This window comes from Variovorax jilinensis (genome assembly GCF_030316885.1).
GTDB lineage: Bacteria > Pseudomonadota > Gammaproteobacteria > Burkholderiales > Burkholderiaceae_C > Variovorax > Variovorax jilinensis.
In genome coordinates this window covers 41,120-60,106 of record NZ_JASZYQ010000004.1, presented here as the reverse complement: position 1 = coordinate 60,106, position 18,987 = coordinate 41,120, and the positions used below count along the sequence as shown (strand labels likewise).

Genomic DNA, 18,987 nt, shown 5'->3' with positions numbered 1-18,987 from the left:
GCTGACATGGCCCGTGGACGCTCCGCCGGATACGACGACCAGCGCGACATGATCCTCGATCATGCGGCGCTGCTGTTTGCCAACCGCGGCTATTCGGCCACTTCGATGAACCAGGTGGCGGAAGCCTGCGGCTTCTCGAAGGCGCTGCTCTATCACTACTACCGCGACAAATACAGCCTGCTCGTGAGCATCGCCGAGAACCACGTCTCGCGCCTCGAGGACCTGGTGGCCGATGTCGAGTCGCTCGGCCTCGCGCCGGCGGCCCGGCTGCGCGAGCTGATCCGCCGCTTCGTGCAGGAGTACGCGGGTGCCAAGCATGCGCACCGCGTGCTGACCGAGGACGTGAAGTTCCTCGAGGACGGCGACCGCGAGCGGGTGCTCGACACCCAGCGCACCGTGGTCTCCGGCTTCGCGCGCGCGGTGGCCGAGCTGCGCCCCGAACTGCAGGAGGGCGCGCTCGCCAAGCCGCTCACCATGCTGCTGTTCGGGATGATCAACTGGATGTTTATCTGGATGCGCCCGGACGGCGAGCTTGACTACGATTCGATGGCGCCCGTGGTGGCCGACCTATTCCTGGGTGGCCTGCCGGCGGTGCAGTTGCCGCAGCGCGTGACGGCCCTCGAAGGCTGACCGCGCGAACCTTTTTCCCCAACCTCAACCCAACCTCGATCCTTTCGAAAAAACCGGAGACCGACCGAATGAAGCTTCTCAAACCCATTGCCCTCGCAGCGCTGCTGCTGGCTTCCGCGCTGGCCCAGGCCGACATCAACGTCGGCGTCACCGTGTCGGCCACCGGCCCGGCCGCCTCGCTCGGCATTCCCGAGAAGAACACCATCGCGCTGATGCCCAAGACCATCGGCGGCCAGAAGGTCAACTACATCGTGCTCGACGACGCCAGCGACACCACCGCGGCCGTCAACAACACGCGCAAGCTGATCTCCGAGAACAAGGTCGACATCATCCTGGGCTCGACCACCACGCCGAACTCGCTCGCGATGATCGACGTCGCGGCCGAGAACCAGACGCCGGTGATCTCGATGGCCGCTTCCGCGCGCATCATCGAGCCGATGGACGCCAAGAAGAAGTGGATCTTCAAGACGCCGCAGAACGACATCATGATGTCGCTCGCGATCGCCGAGCACATGGCGGCCAACGGCGTGAAGACCGTCGGCTTCGTCGGCTTCTCGGACGCGTATGGCGAAGGCTGGTTCCAGGAATTCAGCAAGGCCGCCGACCTGAAGAAGCTGCAGATCGTCGCCAACGAGCGCTATTCGCGCACCGACACCTCGGTCACGGGCCAGACGCTCAAGATGATGTCGGCCAAGCCCGATGCGGTGCTGATCGCGGGTTCGGGCACGCCCGCCGCGCTGCCGCAGAAGAGCCTCAAGGAGCGCGGCTACACCGGCAAGATCTACCAGACCCACGGCGTCGCCAACGCCGACTTCCTGCGCGTGGGTGGCAAGGACGTCGAAGGCACCTTCCTGCCGGCCGGCCCGGTGCTGGTGGCCGAGCAGCTGCCGGCCAGCAACCCCGTGAAGAAGTCCGCGCTCGCGTATGTCAGCGCCTACGAGGCGGCCAACGGCAAGGGCTCGGTCTCGACCTTCGGCGCCCACGCCTGGGACACCGGCCTGCTGATGACCGCCGCGGTGCCGGTGGCTCTCAAGAAGGCGCAACCGGGCACGCCCGAGTTCCGCGCCGCGCTGCGCGACGCGCTCGAGCAGGTCAAGGAACTGCCCGGTGCGCACGGCGTGTTCAACATGACGCCGAACGACCACCTGGGGCTGGACCAGCGCGGCCGCGTGATGGTCAAGATCGAGAACGGTGCCTGGAAATACATCCCGCAGTAAAGGCTCCCCCCCGATGTGGGCTCACTTCGCGTAGCCCACTTCCCCCTCGAGGGGGCAACACCAGCGGCCCGGCAAAGCCGGTTCCGCGGTGTTTCCCGAAGGGGCCACGCTTCGCGGGCCACGTGGCGCGCGGCGGCTGGTTGGATTGATCGACTTCTCATCTCATAACAAAGAAGCCTCCATGGACTTGCAGATCGCCCTGTTGTTGGGGCAGGACGGCCTGGTGAACGGCGCGGTCTACGGACTGATGGCGCTGGCGCTGGTGCTGGTTTTTTCCGTCACGCGGGTGATCTTCATCCCGCAGGGCGAGCTGGTTGCCTTCGGCGCGCTGTCGATGGCGGCGCTGACGACCGGGCGCGTGCCCGCAACGCTGTGGCTGCTGGTGGCGCTGGCCGCGATCACGCTGGTGGTGGAAGGCTGGCGCTGGAAGCGCGGCGCCACGGTCGACTGGAAGTCCACGCTGGTCTGGACGCTGGCCTTTCCCGCGCTCGCCGCCGGCATGGTGCTGGGGCTGCGGCCGAGCTCGCTCGCGCTGCAGGCCATCACCACCGTGGTCCTGATCACGCCGCTCGGCCCGCTGCTGTACCGGCTGGCCTACCGCCCGCTGGCCAATGCCACGGTGCTGATCCTGCTGATCGTCTCGGTGGCGCTGCACGGGGTGCTGGTCGGCCTCGGCCTGCTGTTCTTCGGCGCCGAGGGCTCGCGCACGCCGGCCTTCTCGGAAGCGCGCTTCGATATCGGCGGCGTGCCGGTCAGCGGCCAGTCGCTTGTCGTGATCGGCGTGGCCTTCGTGCTCGTCGTGCTGATGTTCCTGTTCTTCGAGCGCTCGATCGTCGGCAAGGCGCTGCGCGCCACCGCGATGAACCGTGTCGGTGCGCGCCTGATGGGCATTCCGACCGATCTTTCGGGCGACCTGAGCTTCGCGCTCGCGGCGCTGATCGGCGCGGTCTCGGGGCTGCTGATCGCGCCGCTGACCACGGTGTACTACGACACCGGCTTCCTGATCGGCCTCAAGGGCTTCGTGGCCGCCATCGTGGGTGGCCTCGGCAGCTATCCGATCGCGCTGCTCGGCGCGCTGCTCGTGGGCCAGCTCGAGGCCTTCTCATCCTTCTGGGCCAGCGCTTTCAAGGAAGTGCTGGTGTTCACCTTGATCATTCCGGTTCTGTGGTGGCGTTCGCTTCGCAGCCGTCACGTGGAGGACGAGGAATGACCCGTCGCCACCTCACCCTCCTCTGCATCGCCGCGCTCGCCCTGGCCTGGCCTTGGCTGCCCGAATTCACCGTCACGCTGTTCAGCTACATCGCGCTCTATTCGCTGGTCGCGGCCGGGCTCGTGATGCTCACGGGCGTCGGCGGCATGACCTCCTTCGGCCAGGCCGCCTTCGTCGCGGTCGGCGCCTATGCGACGGCCTGGGTCTGCACCTCGCCGGTCGCCACCGCGGCGCTCGGCGCCGTCGTGCCGCCCGCGCTGCTGCCCTGGGTCGGTCTGCTGTTCGGCCTGGTGCTGACCTTCGTCATCGCATGGAGCCTCGGCGCGATCACGCTCAAGCTCTCGGGCCACTACCTGCCGCTGTGCACCATCGCCTGGGGCCTGAGCCTGTACTTCCTGTTCGGCAACCTCGAGTTCCTCGGCGGCCAGACCGGCATCACGGGCGTGCCGGCGCTGACGATCTTCGGCGTCTCGCTGGCCTCGCCGCGCGCGCTCGGCCCGCTGATCTGGGCGGTGCTGCTGCTCGCGCTGTGGGCGCTGCACAACCTGCTCGACTCGCGCGAAGGCCGCGCCGTGCGCGCGCTCAAGTCGGGCCGCGTGATGGCGGAGTCGATGGGCGTGGACACGGCCCGCTATCGGATCAAGGTGTTCGTGCTCGCGGCGCTGCTGGCGGCGGTCTCCGGCTGGCTCTACGCGCACCTGCAGCGCTTCGTGAACCCGACGCCCTTCAACCTCAACATCGGCATCGAGTACCTGTTCATGGCGGTGGTCGGCGGCTCGGGCCATCTGTGGGGCGCGGTGCTCGGTGCCACGCTGATCACGCTGGTCAAGGAGCAGCTGCAGGACATCCTGCCCAAGCTGCTCGGTGCCAGCGGCAACTTCGAGGTCATCGTCTTCGGCCTCCTGATGCTGTTCGTGCTGCAGCGTTTCGCCGACGGCCTGTGGCCGACGCTGGCGCGCGTGAGCGGGCGCTTCCTCAAGCCCGACCCCGTGAAGCCGGCGAAGGCGGTGGCGACGCTCGACAGCCGCACCCTGCCGCCGACCGGCGAACTGCTGCTCGAGGCCGACCGGGTGACCAAGCGCTTCGGCGGCCTGGTCGCCAACAACGCGGTCGCGATGACGCTCAAGGCCGGCGAGGTGCATGCGCTGATCGGCCCCAACGGGGCCGGCAAGAGCACCTTCTTCAACATGATCTCGGGCGTCGACGATCCGACCGAAGGCCAGGTGCGGCTGCTCGGCGAGCCGATGACGGGCCGACCCTCGCGCGATTTCGCGGCGCGCGGCCTGGGCCGTACCTTCCAGCACGTGCGACTGCTCGGCACCCGCAGCGTGCTCGAGAACGTGGCGCTCGGCGCGCATCGTCGCGCCCATCGCGGCTGGCTGGCCTCGATGCTGCGCCTGGACCGCGCCGAGGAGGCCGCGCTGCTGGCCGAGGCGCGACGCCAGATCGAACGCTGTGGCCTCGGCGAGCATGCCGACGCACCGGCCGCCTCGCTGGCGCTGGGCCAGCAGCGCGTGGTCGAGATCGCGCGCGCGCTCGCGGGCCAGCCGGCCGCGCTGCTGCTGGACGAGCCGGCCGCGGGCCTGCGCCACCTCGAGAAGCAGGCGCTCGCGACGCTGCTGTCGCAACTGCGCGCCGAAGGCCTCGGCATCCTGGTGGTCGAGCACGACATGGAATTCGTCATGAACCTGGCCGACCGCATCACGGTGCTCGAGTTCGGCGCCGTCATCGCCGAGGGCACGCCGGCCCAGGTGCAATCCAATCCCCGTGTGCTGGACGCCTACCTGGGCGGCAGCGACGAACCGATCGTGGCGGCCGCATGAGCGCCGCCCGGCCGCCCGAAGGCGCTCGCACCGCAATGCGCAGCACGGAGGTATCTCTATGACTTCACCACTCTTCGAACTGAATGACTTCAGCGTCGCCTACGGCGCGGTCGAGGCCGTGCACGGTGTCGCCCTGCGGGTCGACGAAGGCGAGATCGTCACGGTCATCGGCCCCAACGGTGCCGGCAAGACCACGCTGCTGTGTGCGGCCATGGGTCTGCTGCCGTCGAGCGGCAGCCTGGTGCTGGGTGGCGAGCGCATTGCGCGCCCCAGCGTCGAGGCGATGGTGGCGCGCGGCGTTGCACTGGTGCCCGAGCGGCGCGAGCTGTTCGGCGAGATGCCGGTCGAGGACAACCTGCTGCTCGGCGGCTTCTACCGCTGGCGGACGGGCAAGCGCGACCAGAAGGAGCGCATGGAAGAGGTGTTCGCGATCTTCCCGCGCCTGAAGGAACGGCGCGCGCAGCTCGCGAACACGCTGTCGGGCGGCGAGCGGCAGATGCTCGCCATCGGCCGTGCGCTGATGGCGCGTCCGCGCCTGCTGATGCTCGACGAGCCCTCGCTGGGCCTGGCGCCGCTGATCGTGCGCGAGGTGCTGAACGTGGTGTCGCAGCTGCGCAGCCATGGCGTCTCGGTGCTGCTGGTCGAGCAGAACGCGCGCGCCGCGCTGCAGGTGGCCGACCGCGCCTACGTGCTGGAGACCGGCGCGGTCGCGCTGAGCGGCGAGGCCCAGGCCCTGCTGCACGACCGCCGGATCATCGATACCTACCTCGGCCTCGGCAACAAGAACGCTGTCGCGGCATGAACCCCACGCGCATTCGCTTCGTGTAGTCGCTGCCCCTCCAGGGGGCCGCAGGCCGCCTTGGTGCGGCCCGGCACCGGCCTCTCACCTTCCTTCATGGAGAACGTCATGACCCAGATCCTTCAAAGCTTCATCGGCGGCCGCTGGCTCGGCGCCGAAGCTGCCACGCTGTTGCGCAGCGCTGTCAACGGCCGTGCGGTGGCCAGCACCCATGCCGAGGCGATCGACTTCGGCGAGGCGCTGCACCATGCGCGCACGGTGGGCCTCTCGAACCTGCTCGCGATGGACTTCCAGCAGCGCGCGGCGCGCCTGCGTGCGCTCGCCAAGTACCTGGCCGAGCACAAGGAGGAGCTGTATGCGGTCTCGGCCCACACCGGCGCCACGCGTGCCGACAGCTGGGTCGACATCGAGGGCGGGGCCGGCACGCTGGCCGCCTATGCCGGCATCGGCGGCAACGAGCTGCCCTCGGGCAACCTGGTGCACGAAGGCCCGGCGATGCCGCTCGGCAAGAAGGGCGGCTTCGCGGGCACCCACATCCTGGTGCCGCGGCGCGGCGTCGCGGTCCACATCAACGCCTTCAACTTTCCGGTCTGGGGCCTGCTCGAGAAGTGGGCGCCGAGCTTCCTCGCGGGCATGCCCTGCATCGGCAAGCCGGCCACCTCGACCAGCTACCTGACCGAGGCGCTGGTGCGCCTCATGCACCGCTCGGGCCTGCTGCCCGAAGGCAGCCTGCAGCTCGTGATCGGCAGCACCGGCGACCTGCTCGACCGGCTCGACGGCATGGATGTCGTCACCTTTACCGGTTCGGCGGACACCGCGGCCAAGCTGCGCGTGCATCCCAACATCGTGCGCCAGTCGATCCCGTTCAACGCCGAGGCCGATTCGCTCAACTGCGCGATCCTGGCGCCCGACGTCACGCCGGACGACGAGGAGTTCGACCTCTTCGTGAAGGAAGTGGCGCGCGAGATGACCGTCAAGTCGGGCCAGAAGTGCACCGCGATCCGGCGTGCCATCGTGCCGCGCCAGCACATCGATGCGGTGGCCGAGCGGCTCAGCGCACGGCTCAGGAAGACCGTCATCGGCGACCCGTCGCGCGAGGACGTTCGCATGGGCGCGCTGGCCTCGCATGCACAGCAGGCCGACGTGGCCGACCGCGTGCGCCAGCTGATGCAGGGTGCCGAGCTGGTCTACGGCGAGCGCGACGGTTTCGCGCCGCAGGGCGAGGGCGTGGCCGATGGCGCCTTCTTCTCGCCCACGCTGCTGCTTGCGCGCGACCCGCTCACCAACGACGCGGTGCACGACATCGAGGCCTTCGGGCCGGTCAGCACGCTGATGGCCTACGACGGCCTCGACGAGGCGCTGGCGCTGGCCGCGCGCGGCCGCGGCAGCCTGGTCGGCACGCTGGTCACCAAGGACCCGGCGACCGCCGCGCACGCGATCCCGATCGCCGCCGCCCACCACGGCCGCATGCTGGTGCTCGACCGCGAGGCCGCGGCCGAATCGACCGGCCACGGCTCGCCGCTGCCTTTCCTCAAGCATGGCGGGCCGGGCCGCGCCGGTGGCGGCGAGGAGCTCGGTGGCCTGCGCGCGGTCAAGCACTACCTGCAGCGCGCCGCGCTGCAGGGCTCGCCGAGCATGATCGCCGCGGTCACGGGCGAATACATGCGCGGCGCGAAGCTCAACGAATCCGAGCTGCACCCGTTCCGCAAGCACTTCGAGGATCTGCAGATCGGCGATTCGTTGCTGACGCACCGCCGCACCGTCGGCGAGGCCGACATCGTGGCCTTCGGCGGCATCTCGGGCGACTACTTCTACATGCACTTCGACGAGATCGCCGCCAAGGAGAGCCCGTTCGGCAAGCGCATCGCGCACGGCTACTTCGTGCTGTCGGCCGCGGCCGGTCTGTTCGTCTCGCCGGCGCCCGGTCCGGTGCTGGCGAACTACGGCCTCGACACGCTGCGCTTCGTGAAGCCCGTGGGCATCGGCGACACGATCCGCGCGCGCCTGACCTGCAAGCGCAAGATCGACCGCAACAAGAAGGACGCCAACGGCGTCGGCCAGGGCGTGGTGGCCTGGGACGTCGAGGTCACGAACCAGGACGGCGAGCTGGTCGCGAGCTACGACATCCTGACGCTGGTCGCGAAGAAGGGCTGATATGGCCCCCACGCTCCCCCACTGTGTGTGGGTCGCTGCCCCCCGAGGGGGCCGCAGGCCGCCTTGGGGCGGCCCGGCGCCGGCCTGATCCGCCGCTTCGGCGCGCGTTCCTACAGGTCGGGCGGGTGTCGGGCCCTATCGTGCCTGCCTGGAGGTCACCGATGCCCGCAGCCACCCGCTCGCGCGAAGCCCTGGCGCCGTACCACGGCAAGCGCGACTTCAAGAAGACGCCCGAGCCGCGCACGGGCGGCCGGTCGGCGCCGGGTGCGCTGTCGTTCGTGGTGCAGAAGCACCATGCCAGCCATCTGCATTACGACTTCCGGCTCGAGCTCGACGGCACCCTCAGGAGCTGGGCGGTGCCCAAGGGCCCTTGCCTCGATCCCAGCGTCAAGCGCATGGCGGTGCAGGTGGAAGACCACCCGATCTCGTACGCGAACTTCGAGGGCACGATCCCGCCGAAGCAGTACGGCGCCGGCACGGTCATCGTCTGGGACCGCGGCCAGTGGGCGGCCGAGGGCGATGCGCGCGCTGCCTTGGCCGAAGGCAAGCTCAAGTTCGAACTGCGCGGCGACAAGCTCCGAGGCCACTGGACGCTCGTGCGCATGCGCGGCAAGGGAGAGCGGCAGCAGCCCTGGCTGCTGATCAAGGAGCGCGACGGCGAGGCGCGCAGGCTCGCGGACTACGACGTGGTCGAGGCCGAGCCCGACAGCGTGCTGAGCGGACGCGGCGTGGACGACGATCCGGCCGCCACCGGGGCACGCGCGAAAGCCGCGGCGAAGAAGTCGCCGGCCGGCAAGGTCGCCAAGTCCGCCATCAAGACCACCGTCAAGGCCGTCGGCAAGAAGGCTCCGCTGCCCGCCGCGCTGCCGCCACAGCTCGCAACGCTCGCCACCGCGCCGCCGGCCACGCCCGGCGACTGGCTCTACGAGCTCAAGTTCGACGGCTACCGGTTGCTGGCCCGCATCGATGGCGCGCGGGTGCAGTGCATCACGCGCAACGGCCACGACTGGACCGCGAAGCTGCCGCATCTGGCCGATGCGCTCGCGAAGCTCGGCACGAAGTCGGCCTGGCTCGACGGCGAGATCGTGGTGCAGGGCACCGACGGCGCGCCCGATTTCCAGGCACTGCAGAACGCCTTCGACAGCGGCGCCACCGGATCGATCGTCTACTGGCTGTTCGATGCACCCTTCCTCGACGGCGAGGACCTGCGCACGCTGCCGGTCGAGCAGCGCCGGGCCCGGCTCGCACAGCTGCTCACGCGCCGGCCACCGGCATCGCTGCGGCTCAGCGAGGCCTTCGAATCGGCGCCGCGCGACCTGCTGGCCTCGTCGGCGAAGCTGGGCTTCGAGGGCATCGTCGGCAAGCGGCTCGGATCGGTCTATGTCTCTCGTCGCTCGCCCGACTGGATCAAGCTCAAGAACCAGCGCCGGCAGGAGTTCGTCATCGGCGGCTACACCGCGCCCAAGGGCACGCGCTCGGCCTTCGGTTCGCTGCTGCTCGGCGTGCACGACGCACAGGGCCGGCTGCTCTACTGCGGCAACGTCGGCACCGGCTTCGACGAGAGCCGGCTGGCCGATATCAAGACGCGGCTCGATGCGAAAGCCAGCGACGAGTGCCCGTTCGAGACGCGGCCCGCGGGCGTGAAGGCGCAGTGGGTGAAGCCGGTGCTGGTGTGCGAGGTGTCCTTCGGCGAATGGACACGTGACGGCCGCATCCGCCATTCGGTGTTCCAGGGCCTTCGCAGCGACAAGCCCGCGAAGACGATCACGCGCGACGAGCCGCAGCCACCGCCTGCCGCCGAGGCTGCAGGCCCCGTCGCGGCAGTCGACTCACCACCCCGAGGAGCGAAGAAGCCCATGGACCTGCGCATCACCCATGCCGATCGCGTGATCGACGACCAGAGCGGCATCACCAAGGGCGAGCTCGTGGCCTTCTACGACCAGGTCGGCGCGCTCATGCTGCCGCACCTGAAGGGCCGGCCGGTCTCGCTGGTGCGAGCGCCCGAGGGCATCGGCGGCGAGCTGTTCTTCCAGAAGCACGCCAACAGGAACGAGCTCGAGGGCGTCAAGCTGCTCGATCCCGCGCTCGACCCCGCGCACGATCCGCTGCTGCAGATCGACGTGGTGCGCGGGCTGCTGTCGGCGGCGCAGATGAACGTGATCGAGTTCCACACCTGGAACGCGACGTCCAAGGCGATCGGCACGCCCGACCGCATGACCTTCGACCTCGATCCCGGCGAGGGCGTCGCATGGCCGCGCATGCTCGAAGCCACGATGCTGGTGCGCACCCTGCTCGATGAACTGGGCCTGCCGTCCTTCCTCAAGACCAGTGGTGGCAAGGGCCTGCACGTGCTCGTGCCCTTCAGGCGGCAATACGGCTGGGACGAGGTGAAGGGCTTCTCCCAGGCCGTGGTGCAGCACCTGGCCGCCACCATCCCCGAGCGCTTCGTCGCCAAGAGCGGGCCGCGCAACCGGGTCGGCAAGATCTTCGTCGACTACCTGCGCAACGGATTCGGCGCCACCACCGTGGCCGCCTGGTCGGCCCGTTCGCGGCCGGGGCTCGGCGTCTCGGTACCGCTGGCCTGGGACGAACTCGCCGAACTGCGCAGTGCGTCGCAATGGAACGTGCGCAACATAGGCGAGCGCGTCGACATCGGCAATGCGCCGTGGGAGGGCTTCGAGCAGAGCCGCAAGGCGCTGGGGCCGGCGATGCGCAAGCTGGGCTACGAGGCTGATTGACCGGGGGCGTCGCCTGCCTGCGTGGTCAGTTCGATTCGATGGGTGGATGTCAGGCCTGCTGCTGGAACGCCAGCAGATAGCCGTTGCAGTCGGCGACGCCGAACTCGCGCGAGCCATAGGGCATGTCCTGCAGCGGCCAGGCCAGCGGCACCAGCGCCGTGACGGCCGCATGGTAGCCGTCGACGTCCGGCACCGTGATGTAGAGGGTGCCGGAGAGGGTCGGATCGGACTTCCAGAGATCGCCGGCGGTGAAGACGATCCGGCTGCCGTGAAGCTCGACCGTCAGCGTGCCTTGCGCCGAATCGGCGACCGCGAAACCCAGCACCCTGGCGTAGAAGTCACGGGTCTGCCCGATGTCGGCGCAGCGCAGCAGCGGCGTCAGGGCCATGGCATCAAGGGCCGGCGTTGCCGAACACCACGCGGGCCGTGGCGGCCGCTTCCTTCCAGACCGCATCGCGATTGCCGGCGGAAATCGGTGTCGGAGATACCGCGATCACGAGCACGTTGACCGTGGCGCCGCTGTAGTGGGCACGCAGCAGCACCTTGCGCTGGGTCGCTGCCGGCACCGCCCGTACCTCGGACCCGTCGGCGGACTTGAGCGGCACGTCGAGCGTCGGCGATTCGAGCTGCCGCTCGATGCCCGGCAGGTCAAGCGCGAAGCGCTGGCCGACCTTGAACTCGAAGCCCATCGGCGCCCGAAGCTCGACCGAGAAGGCAGGAAGATTGCGCGGCCGCGTCTGCAGCTCGAGCTTGTCGCGTTCGCGCTCGTTCGCAGCGACGGTCTGCGCGCCGGTGTCCGAATGTCGAGTATTCATTTGATGCCCTTGCGTCCGCCGGTCAGTGCCGCAGCGCGGGACACATTTTGTCACAGGGCGTGGCCGCTACCGGCCCCTCGCAACCCTTCGTTGGGGCTGGGCATCGCACAATTCGCACATGAATACGACCTTCAAGCCGTGCTGACTTCCTTTTTCCTGAGCGGCGACGCCATGCGCAGCCGCAGCGTGGGCGCGAAGGTGCTGACGGCAACGCTGGATACGCCTTCGCCGCCGCTGCGAGTGATTGCCGACTGGGAGCGCGAGGTCTCGACGCGGTTGGCGCTGGAGCCGGGCGACGTCGAGCCCCTGTCGCTCGCGCGCTCGCGCATGCGATGGCCCGACCATCGGCGTTGCGTCCAGTCGATGGCCGACTGGACCCGCTCGCTGGGGCTGCCCGCCGGCCTGCTCGAGTCCAGCGAGGTCGCGCTCATGGCCTGTCGCGGCGCCCGCTACCACCACGACGGCGCGCAGTATGGCGCCTCTGCCTTCTGCAATCTGTTCGTGAGCGAAGCCAAGGGCCTGGTCCTGCATTTCCCTGGCACCGGTCAGCGGATGCCGCTGGTACGCGGTTGCGCCGTGCTGTTCGACACGGCGCAGCCGCATGCGGTGGTCCGGCAGGATGCGAGCGTCTTCGATCCGTCCGACTTCGCGCCGGGCAGCGATTGCACCCAGGTGTTCCTGACCTGGGAACTGCCGATCGAGCAGCCCGATGTGGCGCGGGCGCTGGGCATCGACTTCGATGTGGATGCCGAAACGGCAGCAAGGCTCGAAGAGGAGCAGGTCAGGATCGATGGTGCGCGCGAGACGGTCGACCCTGCATGCGGCCGCTGGACCGCCTCGCGTCAGAGTCCGTAGCGAACCGGCAATCCGTGCCGGGCGCCCGGTCTCAGCCCGCGTTCTTCAGCGACTGCTTGGCCTTGTCGGCCGATGCCTTCGAGCGGTTCTTGTGGTAGCCGGACTTCACGTTGTTCACGGCCTTGCCGACCGGCCCGCTCTTCTTCGCTTCGCTGTCGGCACGCTTCTCGTCGATCTTGTGCTTGGCCGAATCGGTCGCTTCGGATGCGGCCTTGCCGACCTGCGCGGTGGCGGTGCCCGCGGCGAGCAGGGCGAAGGAAGTGGCGAGTGCGATCAGGGTCTTGTTCATCGGTAGGAACTGCTTGTTTGAGATGAACCCATGTTCGCATCGCCCACGCAAGGTGGCTGTCAGTCACGGCCCCGCCTGGCCCGCGTGCCAGGCCTGACAGGCGCCGGGTGTGCACAGACGTCGGTGAGGCTCAGCCGCGCGTGAGCTCGGCGTCCTGTTGGCGCAGCACGCGGCGCAGGATCTTGCCGGCCGCGGTCTTGGGGATGGCCTCGCACAGCACGACGTCGCCGAGCGCCTTGTAGGCCACCACGCGCTCGGCCACCCAGGCCTTGAGCGCCGCCGGGTCGAGGGCGCCGCGCGCCACCACGTAGGCCACCGGCAGCTCGCCCGCGCGCTCGTCCGCGCGGCCGATCACGGCGGCGTCGGCCACCTGCGGATGCGTGAACAGCAGGGCTTCGAGCTCGGCGGGCGCGACCTGGAAGCCCTTGACCTTGATGAGCTCCTTGAGCCGGTCGGTGATGGTGAGGAAGCCGTCCTCGTCGATCGTGCCGAGGTCGCCGGTGCGCACCCAGCCATCGGCGGTGATGGTGGCGGCGGTGGCCGCTGCCTGGTTCAGATAGCCCTTGAAGGCCTGCGGTCCGCGGAACCAGAGCTCGCCGGGCTGGCCCGGCGCGGCATCGGCGCCGGTCGCGGGATCGACCATGCGGGCCTGCGTGCCGGGAAGCAGCTGGCCGCTCGACCCCGAGCGGATGTGCAGCGTGCGCGACACGGTGACGCAGCCCGAGGATTCGGTCATGCCGAAGCCCTGCAACACCTGGCAGTTCAGGCGCTCGGCCACCTTGCGCTCGACCGCCGCGCCCAGCGGTGCCGCGCCGCAGCCGATGATGCGCAGCGACGTGAGATCGAACTTGTCGACCAGCGGGTGCATGGCGAGGAACTGCATCACGGGCGGCACCACCCCCAGCCGCGTCACGCGGTGGGTCTGGATCGCGCGCAGAAAGCCCTCGGGCTCGAAGCGCGGCACCGTGACGATCTTGCAACCGGCGGCCAGCCCGCTGAGCGTGATGATGGTGAAGCCGAAGATGTGGAACATCGGCAGGAAGGCCAGTGTCACGTCGTCCTGCTTGAGGTCGTAGGCCTCCAGGTACTGGCTCACGTTGGCGACGATGGTGGCATGCGTGAGCATCACGCCCTTCGCCACGCCGGTCGTGCCCGATGAATAGGGCAGCGCCGCGAGCGCGTCGGGGTCGGTGGCCGGCGAGGGTTCGGCATCGGCGCAGGCCATCAGCGATGCGAAATCCAGCGCGTCGCCTGCCTCGCCCAGCACCACGATGGTGGCGCCGCCGGCCTGCGCCGCGGCTTCCTGCGCCGTGGCCAGCAGTGGCGCCGCCGTGAACACGAAATGCGCGTTGGCATCACGCATCTGGTGCGCGAGGTCGGCCGCGCCGTACATCGGGTTGGCGCCGCTCACCACGCCCCCGGCCGCCATCGCGCCGAGCGCGGCGATGGGCCATTCGATCGAGTTGGGTGCGAACAGCAGAAGCACGCTGCCGGGCCCGAAGCCATGGGCCGCCAGGCCGGCCGCGAAGCGCCCGATGGCGTGGTCGAGGGCGGCCGAAGTCATCTCGCGGCCGCTCGTGCCGTCGACCAGCGCGACCACGTCGGGGCGCTGGCGCAGTCGGGTGCGGATGAAGTCGGGCACCGTCATGCGCGGCAGTGGTGCGGCAAGTGCCGGGCCTTCGATGATGCGTTGCGCCTGGCTCGTCATCTGCGTCCTCCTTCGTTCTGGGGCGAGGCGTCGAGGCCGCTGCCCGTGTCGGCGCACATTACGCGCAGCGCCGGCCGGCGTCCATGGGGAGAACGCGGTGCCGATCGCGCTCCGCCTGCAGTCTCAGCGCTGCGAACAGACGCTGACCACCACCTTGCACGGCTCGGTCGGCAGGAAGCGGTCGCACTGCGCCGCCGCCTCGCGGCCGGCGGCGGCCGAGGTGGCGGCCGTGGCCGTGGCCCACTCGCCATGGTTGCCCTTGGCGACCGCGCCGCAGGAACGGTCGAAGAAGGTCCGCACCTCGCAACTGCCTGCGCGGCCGACCGCACGTTCGCACTGGGTACGGGCCGCTCGCTCCGCCGCCTCGCGCGTGGCGTGGTCGAAGGCGTAGCCGTAGCGTTGGTCCGGCGCCTGCGTGGCAATGGCTCCCCAGCTCGGCGCAGACGCAGGCGCGGCATCGGCGCCGACGCCGGCGAGGCCGATGCTCACAGCCAGCGCAAGAAGAGTCGGCCGCGGGCCCGTCCGGAACGGCAGCGGTGAGCGCGTCCAACGGGTCTCAGCCATTGCTGCGATCGAAGGCGGCAGCCGGCAGCGCGGCGATCGACTGCAGCACGCGGCGCGCGAGCGCGTCGCGCTTCGGGATGTCGGCCATGCGGTTGGGTGTGTCGATGTTGAGCGCGAAGAAGACCGGCCCGTCCGGCCACTCGACCCAGCCGACCCACCAGCCGACCTTGCCGCTCCAGCCGCTCTTGGCGCGCAGGATCCAGTCGCGGCCGGCCTCGATGACCATCACGTCCTTGAGCAGCCGCTGGTGCTCGACACTGAACGGCAGCTGGTTGCGGTAGAGCCGCTCGAGGAAGCCGATCTGCTCGGCCGCGGAGATCGCGAGCCGGCCGTCCACCCAGAAGGGGTCGGCGCCGGTCGGGTCCTCGTTGCCGTAGCCGATGCGGCGCAGGTAGTCGCGCTCGCGCGCTTCGCCGAGCTGGCGCGCGAAGCCCTGGTAGACCCAGACGGTCGAGTTGCGCATCGCCGAGCGCAGGTTCTGGTCCTGGTTCCAGGCCGCCACGCCGCGCTTGACGCCGTCCCATGGCACGACCTGGAATTCGTCGCGCAGAAGGCCCGCGTCGAGCGCGAACAGGCTGTGCGGCAGCTTGAAGGTCGATGCCGGCGAATGGCGCTGCTGCGCACGGGCCTCCCCGTGGACCCAGCGGGCCGGTGCGCGGGTGCGCTGATCGACCACGAGCACCGTGCCATCGACGCCGGCGTCGGCGAACCAGCTCGCCCAGTCGGCGCGCGATTGCAGTGGCCGGGCCGGCTGCGGATCGGCCGCATGTGCGATGGAGGAGAGGGAAGCCGGTGCAAGAAGGCCGGAAAGGATCAGGGGCGCGGAAGCCCGGAGCACGCAACGCCGAGTGGTCATACGCCGCCGATTCTAGGTGCGGCGTCTCCTCTGCGACGGCGCGTCCCGTTCGCGACCGGATGTGCCGCGCAGCCTTCCTACAGTGGGCTTCCATTCACATCCGGAGGCAGCCATGCTCGAGACGATCCAGGCCATCAACGGCAGCGCCAGCTTCAATCGCTGGGCCGGCTTCGAGGTCACGCGTGCGCAGGACGGCGAGGCCGAGCTGCGCCTGCGATGGCGCGCCGAAGACATGGGCCAGTACGCGGGCTTCCTGCATGCGGGCCTGACGGCCGGCCTGCTCGACACCGTCTGCGGCTTCGCGGCCGCGACGGTCGCGGGTCGTGTGCTGGCCTCGCACTTCTCGGTCAACTGCATGTCGCCCGCCGTGGGACGCAGCTTCGTGGCGCGCGGGCGGGTCGTGAAGGCCGGCCGCAAGCAGGTGTTCGCGAGCGCCGAGCTGTTTGCCGTGGGTGAGGGCGACGCAGCAGAAAAGCTGGTCGCGACCGGCAGCGCGATCCTGGTGCCGGTCGAGGCCGCGCCCGCCTGAGGCGCCGCGCCGGGTCGGGCCCGGCCTGGCTTAGCGCCGGGCGACCGCCTTCGCCACCCCGTTGGTGAACGGGCCCATCGCCGAGCCGTCGGAGGTCTCGTCCAGGCGCTTCGGCAGCACCATCACCTGGATGCGCGCGCCCAGCGGCGCCGCGGCGCTGGCCGGAAAGCCGTCGGCCTTCATGATGCGCACGGCGGCGGCCTGGATCTGCGCCTGGGCCTGGGCTGCACCGATCTTGTCGAAGGCGGCGTTCCAGAGCAGAAAGCGCGTCCTGGGCGACTGCTCGTTCATGTCGAACATGCTGCGCAGCAGCCTTTCCTGCGCGTCCTGGTCGATGCTCCTGCCGTCCGGCAGCATGCCGACGTGCGCCACCACGAGGGTCGGGTTCTGCAGCGCGAGGTCCATCGCCTCTTCGACCCAGCCGGGTTGCTGCGCCAGCATCCGGACCTTGTAGTTGCCGGACTGCCGGAGCGCCTCGGCCATGGTGTTGAGCAGCGCCTGGCGGTTCTCGCCGTCGACCAGCACCACGTAGGGTTCGGCGGCCGCCACCGCGCCCAGCGAGGTGGCGCCGAGCAGGATCGCAGCCATGGCGCCGGCCATGCGGCGGCGTTGCGGCGATGCCGGGGCGGTGGTTCGTGTGTCGCGGCGATGGGCCATTCGTGATCTCTCCGTTGCTTCAATCAATATATACCGGCGCGCAAGGGCGTCGGCCGTTGCAGGGAATCATGCGGACGGCGGCTGCGTCGCCAGCGTTTCATCGAACAGCAGCAGCAACTGCCGTGCGAACCGGTCCATGTTGGCCGGGCGATCGGGGCTGGCGGTCTCGATGGTGCGGCTGCGGCTCTCGACACCGACCACCGCGACGCAGACATGGCCGGGCGCATCGCCGTAGGGGCTGCCCGAGGGTCCCGCCGCGCCGCTTTCCGCCAGGCCCCAGCTGGCGCGGTGGCTGTCGCGGATGCGCCCCGCGACCAGCAGCGCGTAGGGCTCGGTCTCGGCGCGCATGCCGAGGGTGTCGGCGGCCGTCAGCCCGAGCAGCGCGCGCGCGGAGCGGCGCGTGTAGACCACCGCGCCGCCGCGAAAGTAGGCCGAGGCACCTGCGATTGCCAGCAGCGCGGCCGAGGCGAGGCCGCCGGCCGACGACTCGACCAGCGCGACGGTCTCGCCGCGCTCGCGCAGGCGGTTCGCCACGCGGGCGGCCAGCTCGGCCAGCGAAGGAAGTTCGGGCGCGGCGCTCAATCGCAGCGGTATCGGTAGGGGCCTGGGGAGCCAGCCGGCTTCTCGTCGAGGAAACGCATCGGCGCGCCGAAGTTGCGGCAGTAGGCCTCGGCCTCCTGCTCGGTCGGAGACACCAGCACGCCGTCTCCGAGCATGGTGACGCGGGGCGCGGTGCGCGCGGTGCAACCGGCCAGCGCGACGGCTGCGAGCATGAGGCAGAGGGTGGGTGGAAAACGCATGGCGGCAAATGTAGCGCCTCGCGGGCGCGTCGCCGCGGCTTTCGGCCGGCCCGAGCTCACACCTCGTCGGTCGTCACCTCGAAGCGTTCGAGCGTGTTGGCGCCGAACACCATCGTGATCGGCACGTCGGCAGCATCGCGCCCGCGCGCGATCACCACGCGCCCGATGCGCGGCGTGTTGTGGCGCGCATCGAAGGTGTGCCAGCGGTCGCCCAGGTAAACCTCGAACCAGGCGCTGAAGTCCATCGGATAGGGCACCGGCGGGATGCCGATGTCGCCCAGGTAGCCCGTGACGTAGCGCGCGGGGATGTTCATGCAGCGGCACAGCGTGATCGCGAGATGGGTGAAATCGCGGCAGACGCCCGTGCGCTCGCGATAGCCCTCGAGCGCGGTGCGCGTGGCGCGGGCGTTCTGGTAGTCGAAGCGCAGGTGCTGGTGGACGAAGTCGCAGATCGCCTGCACGCGCTGCCAGCCCGGCGGCACGCCGGCGAATCGGGACCATGCGAACTGCAGCAGTTCGCTGTCGACCTCGCAGTAGCGACTGGGCAGCAGGAACTGCAGCGTGTCGGTCGGCAGGTCGGCCGGCGCATGCTCGAAGGCACCGTGCGAAACCGGGTCGGGCCAGCCGCTGTCGAACACCACGGCCTCGTTGCGCAGCCGCACGCGGCTCACGCCGACCGGAATCTCCACCCGGGCGCAATGGTTCTGGAAGGCGTCGGTGTAGTGGTCGGTGCGCAGGGGCGGGCTGATGGTGAGCATCTCTCCCTGGCCCTGAACGTCGGCGGCCCGCGAGGGGTGCACCTGCAGCATGTAGATGAGCGCGGTCGGTGCGGTCACCCCGAGTTCGATGTCGAAACCGATTTTGATGAACATGGGGGCCTTTGGGAGAGAGAGTGCGGGTTAAGCACGTTCGGTGCCGCCTCGATCCGGACGATGCTATCGATGCCTCGCGCGCGCGGGCGCGGTGCCCGGCGCGACTGCACGTAGGCGGGCGCGGCGCGGCCGTCGGTGCGGTCCTACCCCCGGCGCCTTTGCGCACCGACAGTGGGGCACGAGTGCCCACTACGGGCGCGGCGCGTCAAGCCGCCTAAGCTCGTTCATAGGCGTTTCGCCCCCTCGCATTCCCTCTCGGCCCCTTCTTCTTTCCTGGAGCAGATCATGGAAGCCTCGTCATTGCTCGGCACCTTCGGCAGCAGCTGGATGGATGACGCCATGCTGTGGGCCATTGCCTCGGCCGCCGCGGTGCTGGCCCTCTACGCGCTGGTCAATGCGCTCGACCTCTTCCTCGAAACCGACGCCGGTTGAGGCGCCGCGGCGCCGAACGGGCCGCGTTTCGCATTTTTC

General features: G+C 69.8%; 20 protein-coding genes. 10 read left to right on the top strand and 10 right to left on the bottom strand.

Features of this window, described 5'->3' with window-relative positions; all coding sequences use genetic code 11:
- Positions 1–6 precede the first annotated feature (6 nt).
- The 7 genes from QTH87_RS16025 to ligD all read left to right on the top strand — a co-directional run bounded on the left by QTH87_RS16025 (position 7) and on the right by ligD (position 10,571).
- Positions 7–630 carry a TetR/AcrR family transcriptional regulator gene (locus QTH87_RS16025; protein ID WP_286610504.1) on the top strand — a complete coding sequence of 208 codons (624 nt, stop codon included), beginning with the start codon at positions 7–9 and terminating at the stop codon, positions 628–630.
- A 68-nt stretch (positions 631–698) separates the two neighbouring features.
- A complete protein-coding gene (locus QTH87_RS16020; RefSeq protein WP_286610503.1) occupies positions 699–1,847 on the top strand; it encodes an ABC transporter substrate-binding protein in 1,149 nt (382 codons plus the stop codon).
- A gap of 181 nt (positions 1,848–2,028) precedes the next feature.
- A complete protein-coding gene (locus QTH87_RS16015) occupies positions 2,029–3,057 on the top strand; it encodes a branched-chain amino acid ABC transporter permease (RefSeq protein ID WP_286610502.1) in 1,029 nt (342 codons plus the stop codon).
- Positions 3,054–4,880 (top strand): branched-chain amino acid ABC transporter ATP-binding protein/permease, encoded by a 1,827-nt coding sequence (locus tag QTH87_RS16010; RefSeq protein WP_286610500.1) that lies wholly within the window; start codon positions 3,054–3,056, stop codon positions 4,878–4,880. The genes QTH87_RS16015 and QTH87_RS16010 overlap by 4 nt, the downstream gene beginning before the upstream one ends.
- 58 nt (positions 4,881–4,938) lie before the next feature.
- Positions 4,939–5,682, top strand: coding sequence for an ABC transporter ATP-binding protein (locus QTH87_RS16005; RefSeq protein WP_286610498.1), 744 nt, complete (start codon positions 4,939–4,941; stop codon positions 5,680–5,682).
- Between the two features lie 105 nt (positions 5,683–5,787).
- A complete protein-coding gene (gene paaZ, locus QTH87_RS16000) occupies positions 5,788–7,833 on the top strand; it encodes a phenylacetic acid degradation bifunctional protein PaaZ (RefSeq protein WP_286610496.1) in 2,046 nt (681 codons plus the stop codon).
- A gap of 161 nt (positions 7,834–7,994) precedes the next feature.
- The gene (gene ligD, locus QTH87_RS15995) at positions 7,995–10,571 is read left to right on the top strand and encodes a DNA ligase D (protein ID WP_286610494.1); all 2,577 of its coding nucleotides are present in this window, start codon (positions 7,995–7,997) and stop codon (positions 10,569–10,571) included.
- Between the two features lie 49 nt (positions 10,572–10,620).
- On the opposite strand, the gene QTH87_RS15990 is transcribed toward ligD, so the two are convergent.
- Positions 10,621–10,959, bottom strand: coding sequence for a VOC family protein (locus QTH87_RS15990; protein ID WP_286610492.1), 339 nt, complete (start codon positions 10,957–10,959; stop codon positions 10,621–10,623).
- Positions 10,960–10,963: 4 nt separating this feature from the next.
- Entirely contained in the window at positions 10,964–11,386 is a 423-nt protein-coding gene (locus tag QTH87_RS15985) for a hypothetical protein (RefSeq protein WP_286610490.1), read from the bottom strand.
- A gap of 171 nt (positions 11,387–11,557) precedes the next feature.
- On the opposite strand from QTH87_RS15985, the gene QTH87_RS15980 reads away from it, so the two are divergent.
- Complete coding sequence (locus tag QTH87_RS15980; protein WP_286611191.1) at positions 11,558–12,241, top strand: hypothetical protein; 684 nt, start codon at positions 11,558–11,560, stop codon at positions 12,239–12,241.
- 31 nt (positions 12,242–12,272) lie between these two features.
- Here QTH87_RS15980 and QTH87_RS15975 read toward each other — a convergent pair whose 3' ends face one another.
- From QTH87_RS15975 to blaOXA, 4 genes are all read right to left on the bottom strand, one after another.
- On the bottom strand, positions 12,273–12,530 hold the full coding sequence (locus QTH87_RS15975) for a hypothetical protein (RefSeq protein WP_286610488.1): 258 nt from the start codon (positions 12,528–12,530) through the stop codon (positions 12,273–12,275).
- 130 nt (positions 12,531–12,660) lie between these two features.
- On the bottom strand, positions 12,661–14,238 hold the full coding sequence (locus QTH87_RS15970) for an AMP-binding protein (protein ID WP_286610487.1): 1,578 nt from the start codon (positions 14,236–14,238) through the stop codon (positions 12,661–12,663).
- 123 nt (positions 14,239–14,361) lie between these two features.
- Complete coding sequence (locus QTH87_RS15965; RefSeq protein WP_286610485.1) at positions 14,362–14,802, bottom strand: DUF4189 domain-containing protein; 441 nt, start codon at positions 14,800–14,802, stop codon at positions 14,362–14,364.
- Positions 14,795–15,658: a class D beta-lactamase gene (gene blaOXA / locus QTH87_RS15960; protein ID WP_286610483.1), complete on the bottom strand. Its 864-nt coding sequence runs from the start codon at positions 15,656–15,658 to the stop codon at positions 14,795–14,797. The genes QTH87_RS15965 and blaOXA overlap by 8 nt, the downstream gene beginning before the upstream one ends.
- A gap of 112 nt (positions 15,659–15,770) precedes the next feature.
- On the opposite strand from blaOXA, the gene QTH87_RS15955 reads away from it, so the two are divergent.
- Positions 15,771–16,187 carry a PaaI family thioesterase gene (locus QTH87_RS15955; protein WP_286610482.1) on the top strand — a complete coding sequence of 139 codons (417 nt, stop codon included), beginning with the start codon at positions 15,771–15,773 and terminating at the stop codon, positions 16,185–16,187.
- Positions 16,188–16,217: 30 nt separating this feature from the next.
- On the opposite strand, the gene QTH87_RS15950 is transcribed toward QTH87_RS15955, so the two are convergent.
- From QTH87_RS15950 to QTH87_RS15935, 4 genes are all read right to left on the bottom strand, one after another.
- Complete coding sequence (locus QTH87_RS15950) at positions 16,218–16,844, bottom strand: hypothetical protein (RefSeq protein WP_286610480.1); 627 nt, start codon at positions 16,842–16,844, stop codon at positions 16,218–16,220.
- 66 nt (positions 16,845–16,910) lie between these two features.
- Complete coding sequence (locus QTH87_RS15945; RefSeq protein WP_286610478.1) at positions 16,911–17,426, bottom strand: CinA family protein; 516 nt, start codon at positions 17,424–17,426, stop codon at positions 16,911–16,913.
- Entirely contained in the window at positions 17,423–17,617 is a 195-nt protein-coding gene (locus tag QTH87_RS15940; RefSeq protein ID WP_286610477.1) for a hypothetical protein, read from the bottom strand. Before QTH87_RS15940 ends, QTH87_RS15945 begins: the two co-directional genes overlap by 4 nt.
- Before the next feature lie 83 nt (positions 17,618–17,700).
- Positions 17,701–18,516, bottom strand: coding sequence for a transglutaminase-like domain-containing protein (locus tag QTH87_RS15935; protein WP_286610475.1), 816 nt, complete (start codon positions 18,514–18,516; stop codon positions 17,701–17,703).
- Positions 18,517–18,801: 285 nt separating this feature from the next.
- Here QTH87_RS15935 and QTH87_RS15930 point away from each other — a divergent pair, with 285 nt between their 5' ends.
- Complete coding sequence (locus tag QTH87_RS15930; RefSeq protein WP_286610474.1) at positions 18,802–18,948, top strand: hypothetical protein; 147 nt, start codon at positions 18,802–18,804, stop codon at positions 18,946–18,948.
- Positions 18,949–18,987 lie beyond the last annotated feature (39 nt).

Coding starts and splice junctions, on each gene's coding strand:
- QTH87_RS15980 (WP_286611191.1), top strand. CDS start 11,558: ATGCGCAGCCGCAGCGTGGGCGCGAAGGTGCTGACGGCAACGCTGGAT.
- QTH87_RS15955 (WP_286610482.1), top strand. CDS start 15,771: ATGCTCGAGACGATCCAGGCCATCAACGGCAGCGCCAGCTTCAATCGC.
- paaZ (WP_286610496.1), top strand. CDS start 5,788: ATGACCCAGATCCTTCAAAGCTTCATCGGCGGCCGCTGGCTCGGCGCC.
- QTH87_RS15970 (WP_286610487.1), bottom strand. CDS start 14,238: ATGACGAGCCAGGCGCAACGCATCATCGAAGGCCCGGCACTTGCCGCA.
- QTH87_RS16010 (WP_286610500.1), top strand. CDS start 3,054: ATGACCCGTCGCCACCTCACCCTCCTCTGCATCGCCGCGCTCGCCCTG.
- QTH87_RS15930 (WP_286610474.1), top strand. CDS start 18,802: ATGGAAGCCTCGTCATTGCTCGGCACCTTCGGCAGCAGCTGGATGGAT.
- blaOXA (WP_286610483.1), bottom strand. CDS start 15,658: ATGACCACTCGGCGTTGCGTGCTCCGGGCTTCCGCGCCCCTGATCCTT.
- QTH87_RS15935 (WP_286610475.1), bottom strand. CDS start 18,516: ATGTTCATCAAAATCGGTTTCGACATCGAACTCGGGGTGACCGCACCG.
- QTH87_RS15990 (WP_286610492.1), bottom strand. CDS start 10,959: ATGGCCCTGACGCCGCTGCTGCGCTGCGCCGACATCGGGCAGACCCGT.
- QTH87_RS15985 (WP_286610490.1), bottom strand. CDS start 11,386: ATGAATACTCGACATTCGGACACCGGCGCGCAGACCGTCGCTGCGAAC.
- ligD (WP_286610494.1), top strand. CDS start 7,995: ATGCCCGCAGCCACCCGCTCGCGCGAAGCCCTGGCGCCGTACCACGGC.
- QTH87_RS16025 (WP_286610504.1), top strand. CDS start 7: ATGGCCCGTGGACGCTCCGCCGGATACGACGACCAGCGCGACATGATC.
- QTH87_RS16005 (WP_286610498.1), top strand. CDS start 4,939: ATGACTTCACCACTCTTCGAACTGAATGACTTCAGCGTCGCCTACGGC.
- QTH87_RS15965 (WP_286610485.1), bottom strand. CDS start 14,802: ATGGCTGAGACCCGTTGGACGCGCTCACCGCTGCCGTTCCGGACGGGC.
- QTH87_RS15950 (WP_286610480.1), bottom strand. CDS start 16,844: ATGGCCCATCGCCGCGACACACGAACCACCGCCCCGGCATCGCCGCAA.
- QTH87_RS15940 (WP_286610477.1), bottom strand. CDS start 17,617: ATGCTCGCAGCCGTCGCGCTGGCCGGTTGCACCGCGCGCACCGCGCCC.
- QTH87_RS16020 (WP_286610503.1), top strand. CDS start 699: ATGAAGCTTCTCAAACCCATTGCCCTCGCAGCGCTGCTGCTGGCTTCC.
- QTH87_RS16015 (WP_286610502.1), top strand. CDS start 2,029: ATGGACTTGCAGATCGCCCTGTTGTTGGGGCAGGACGGCCTGGTGAAC.
- QTH87_RS15975 (WP_286610488.1), bottom strand. CDS start 12,530: ATGAACAAGACCCTGATCGCACTCGCCACTTCCTTCGCCCTGCTCGCC.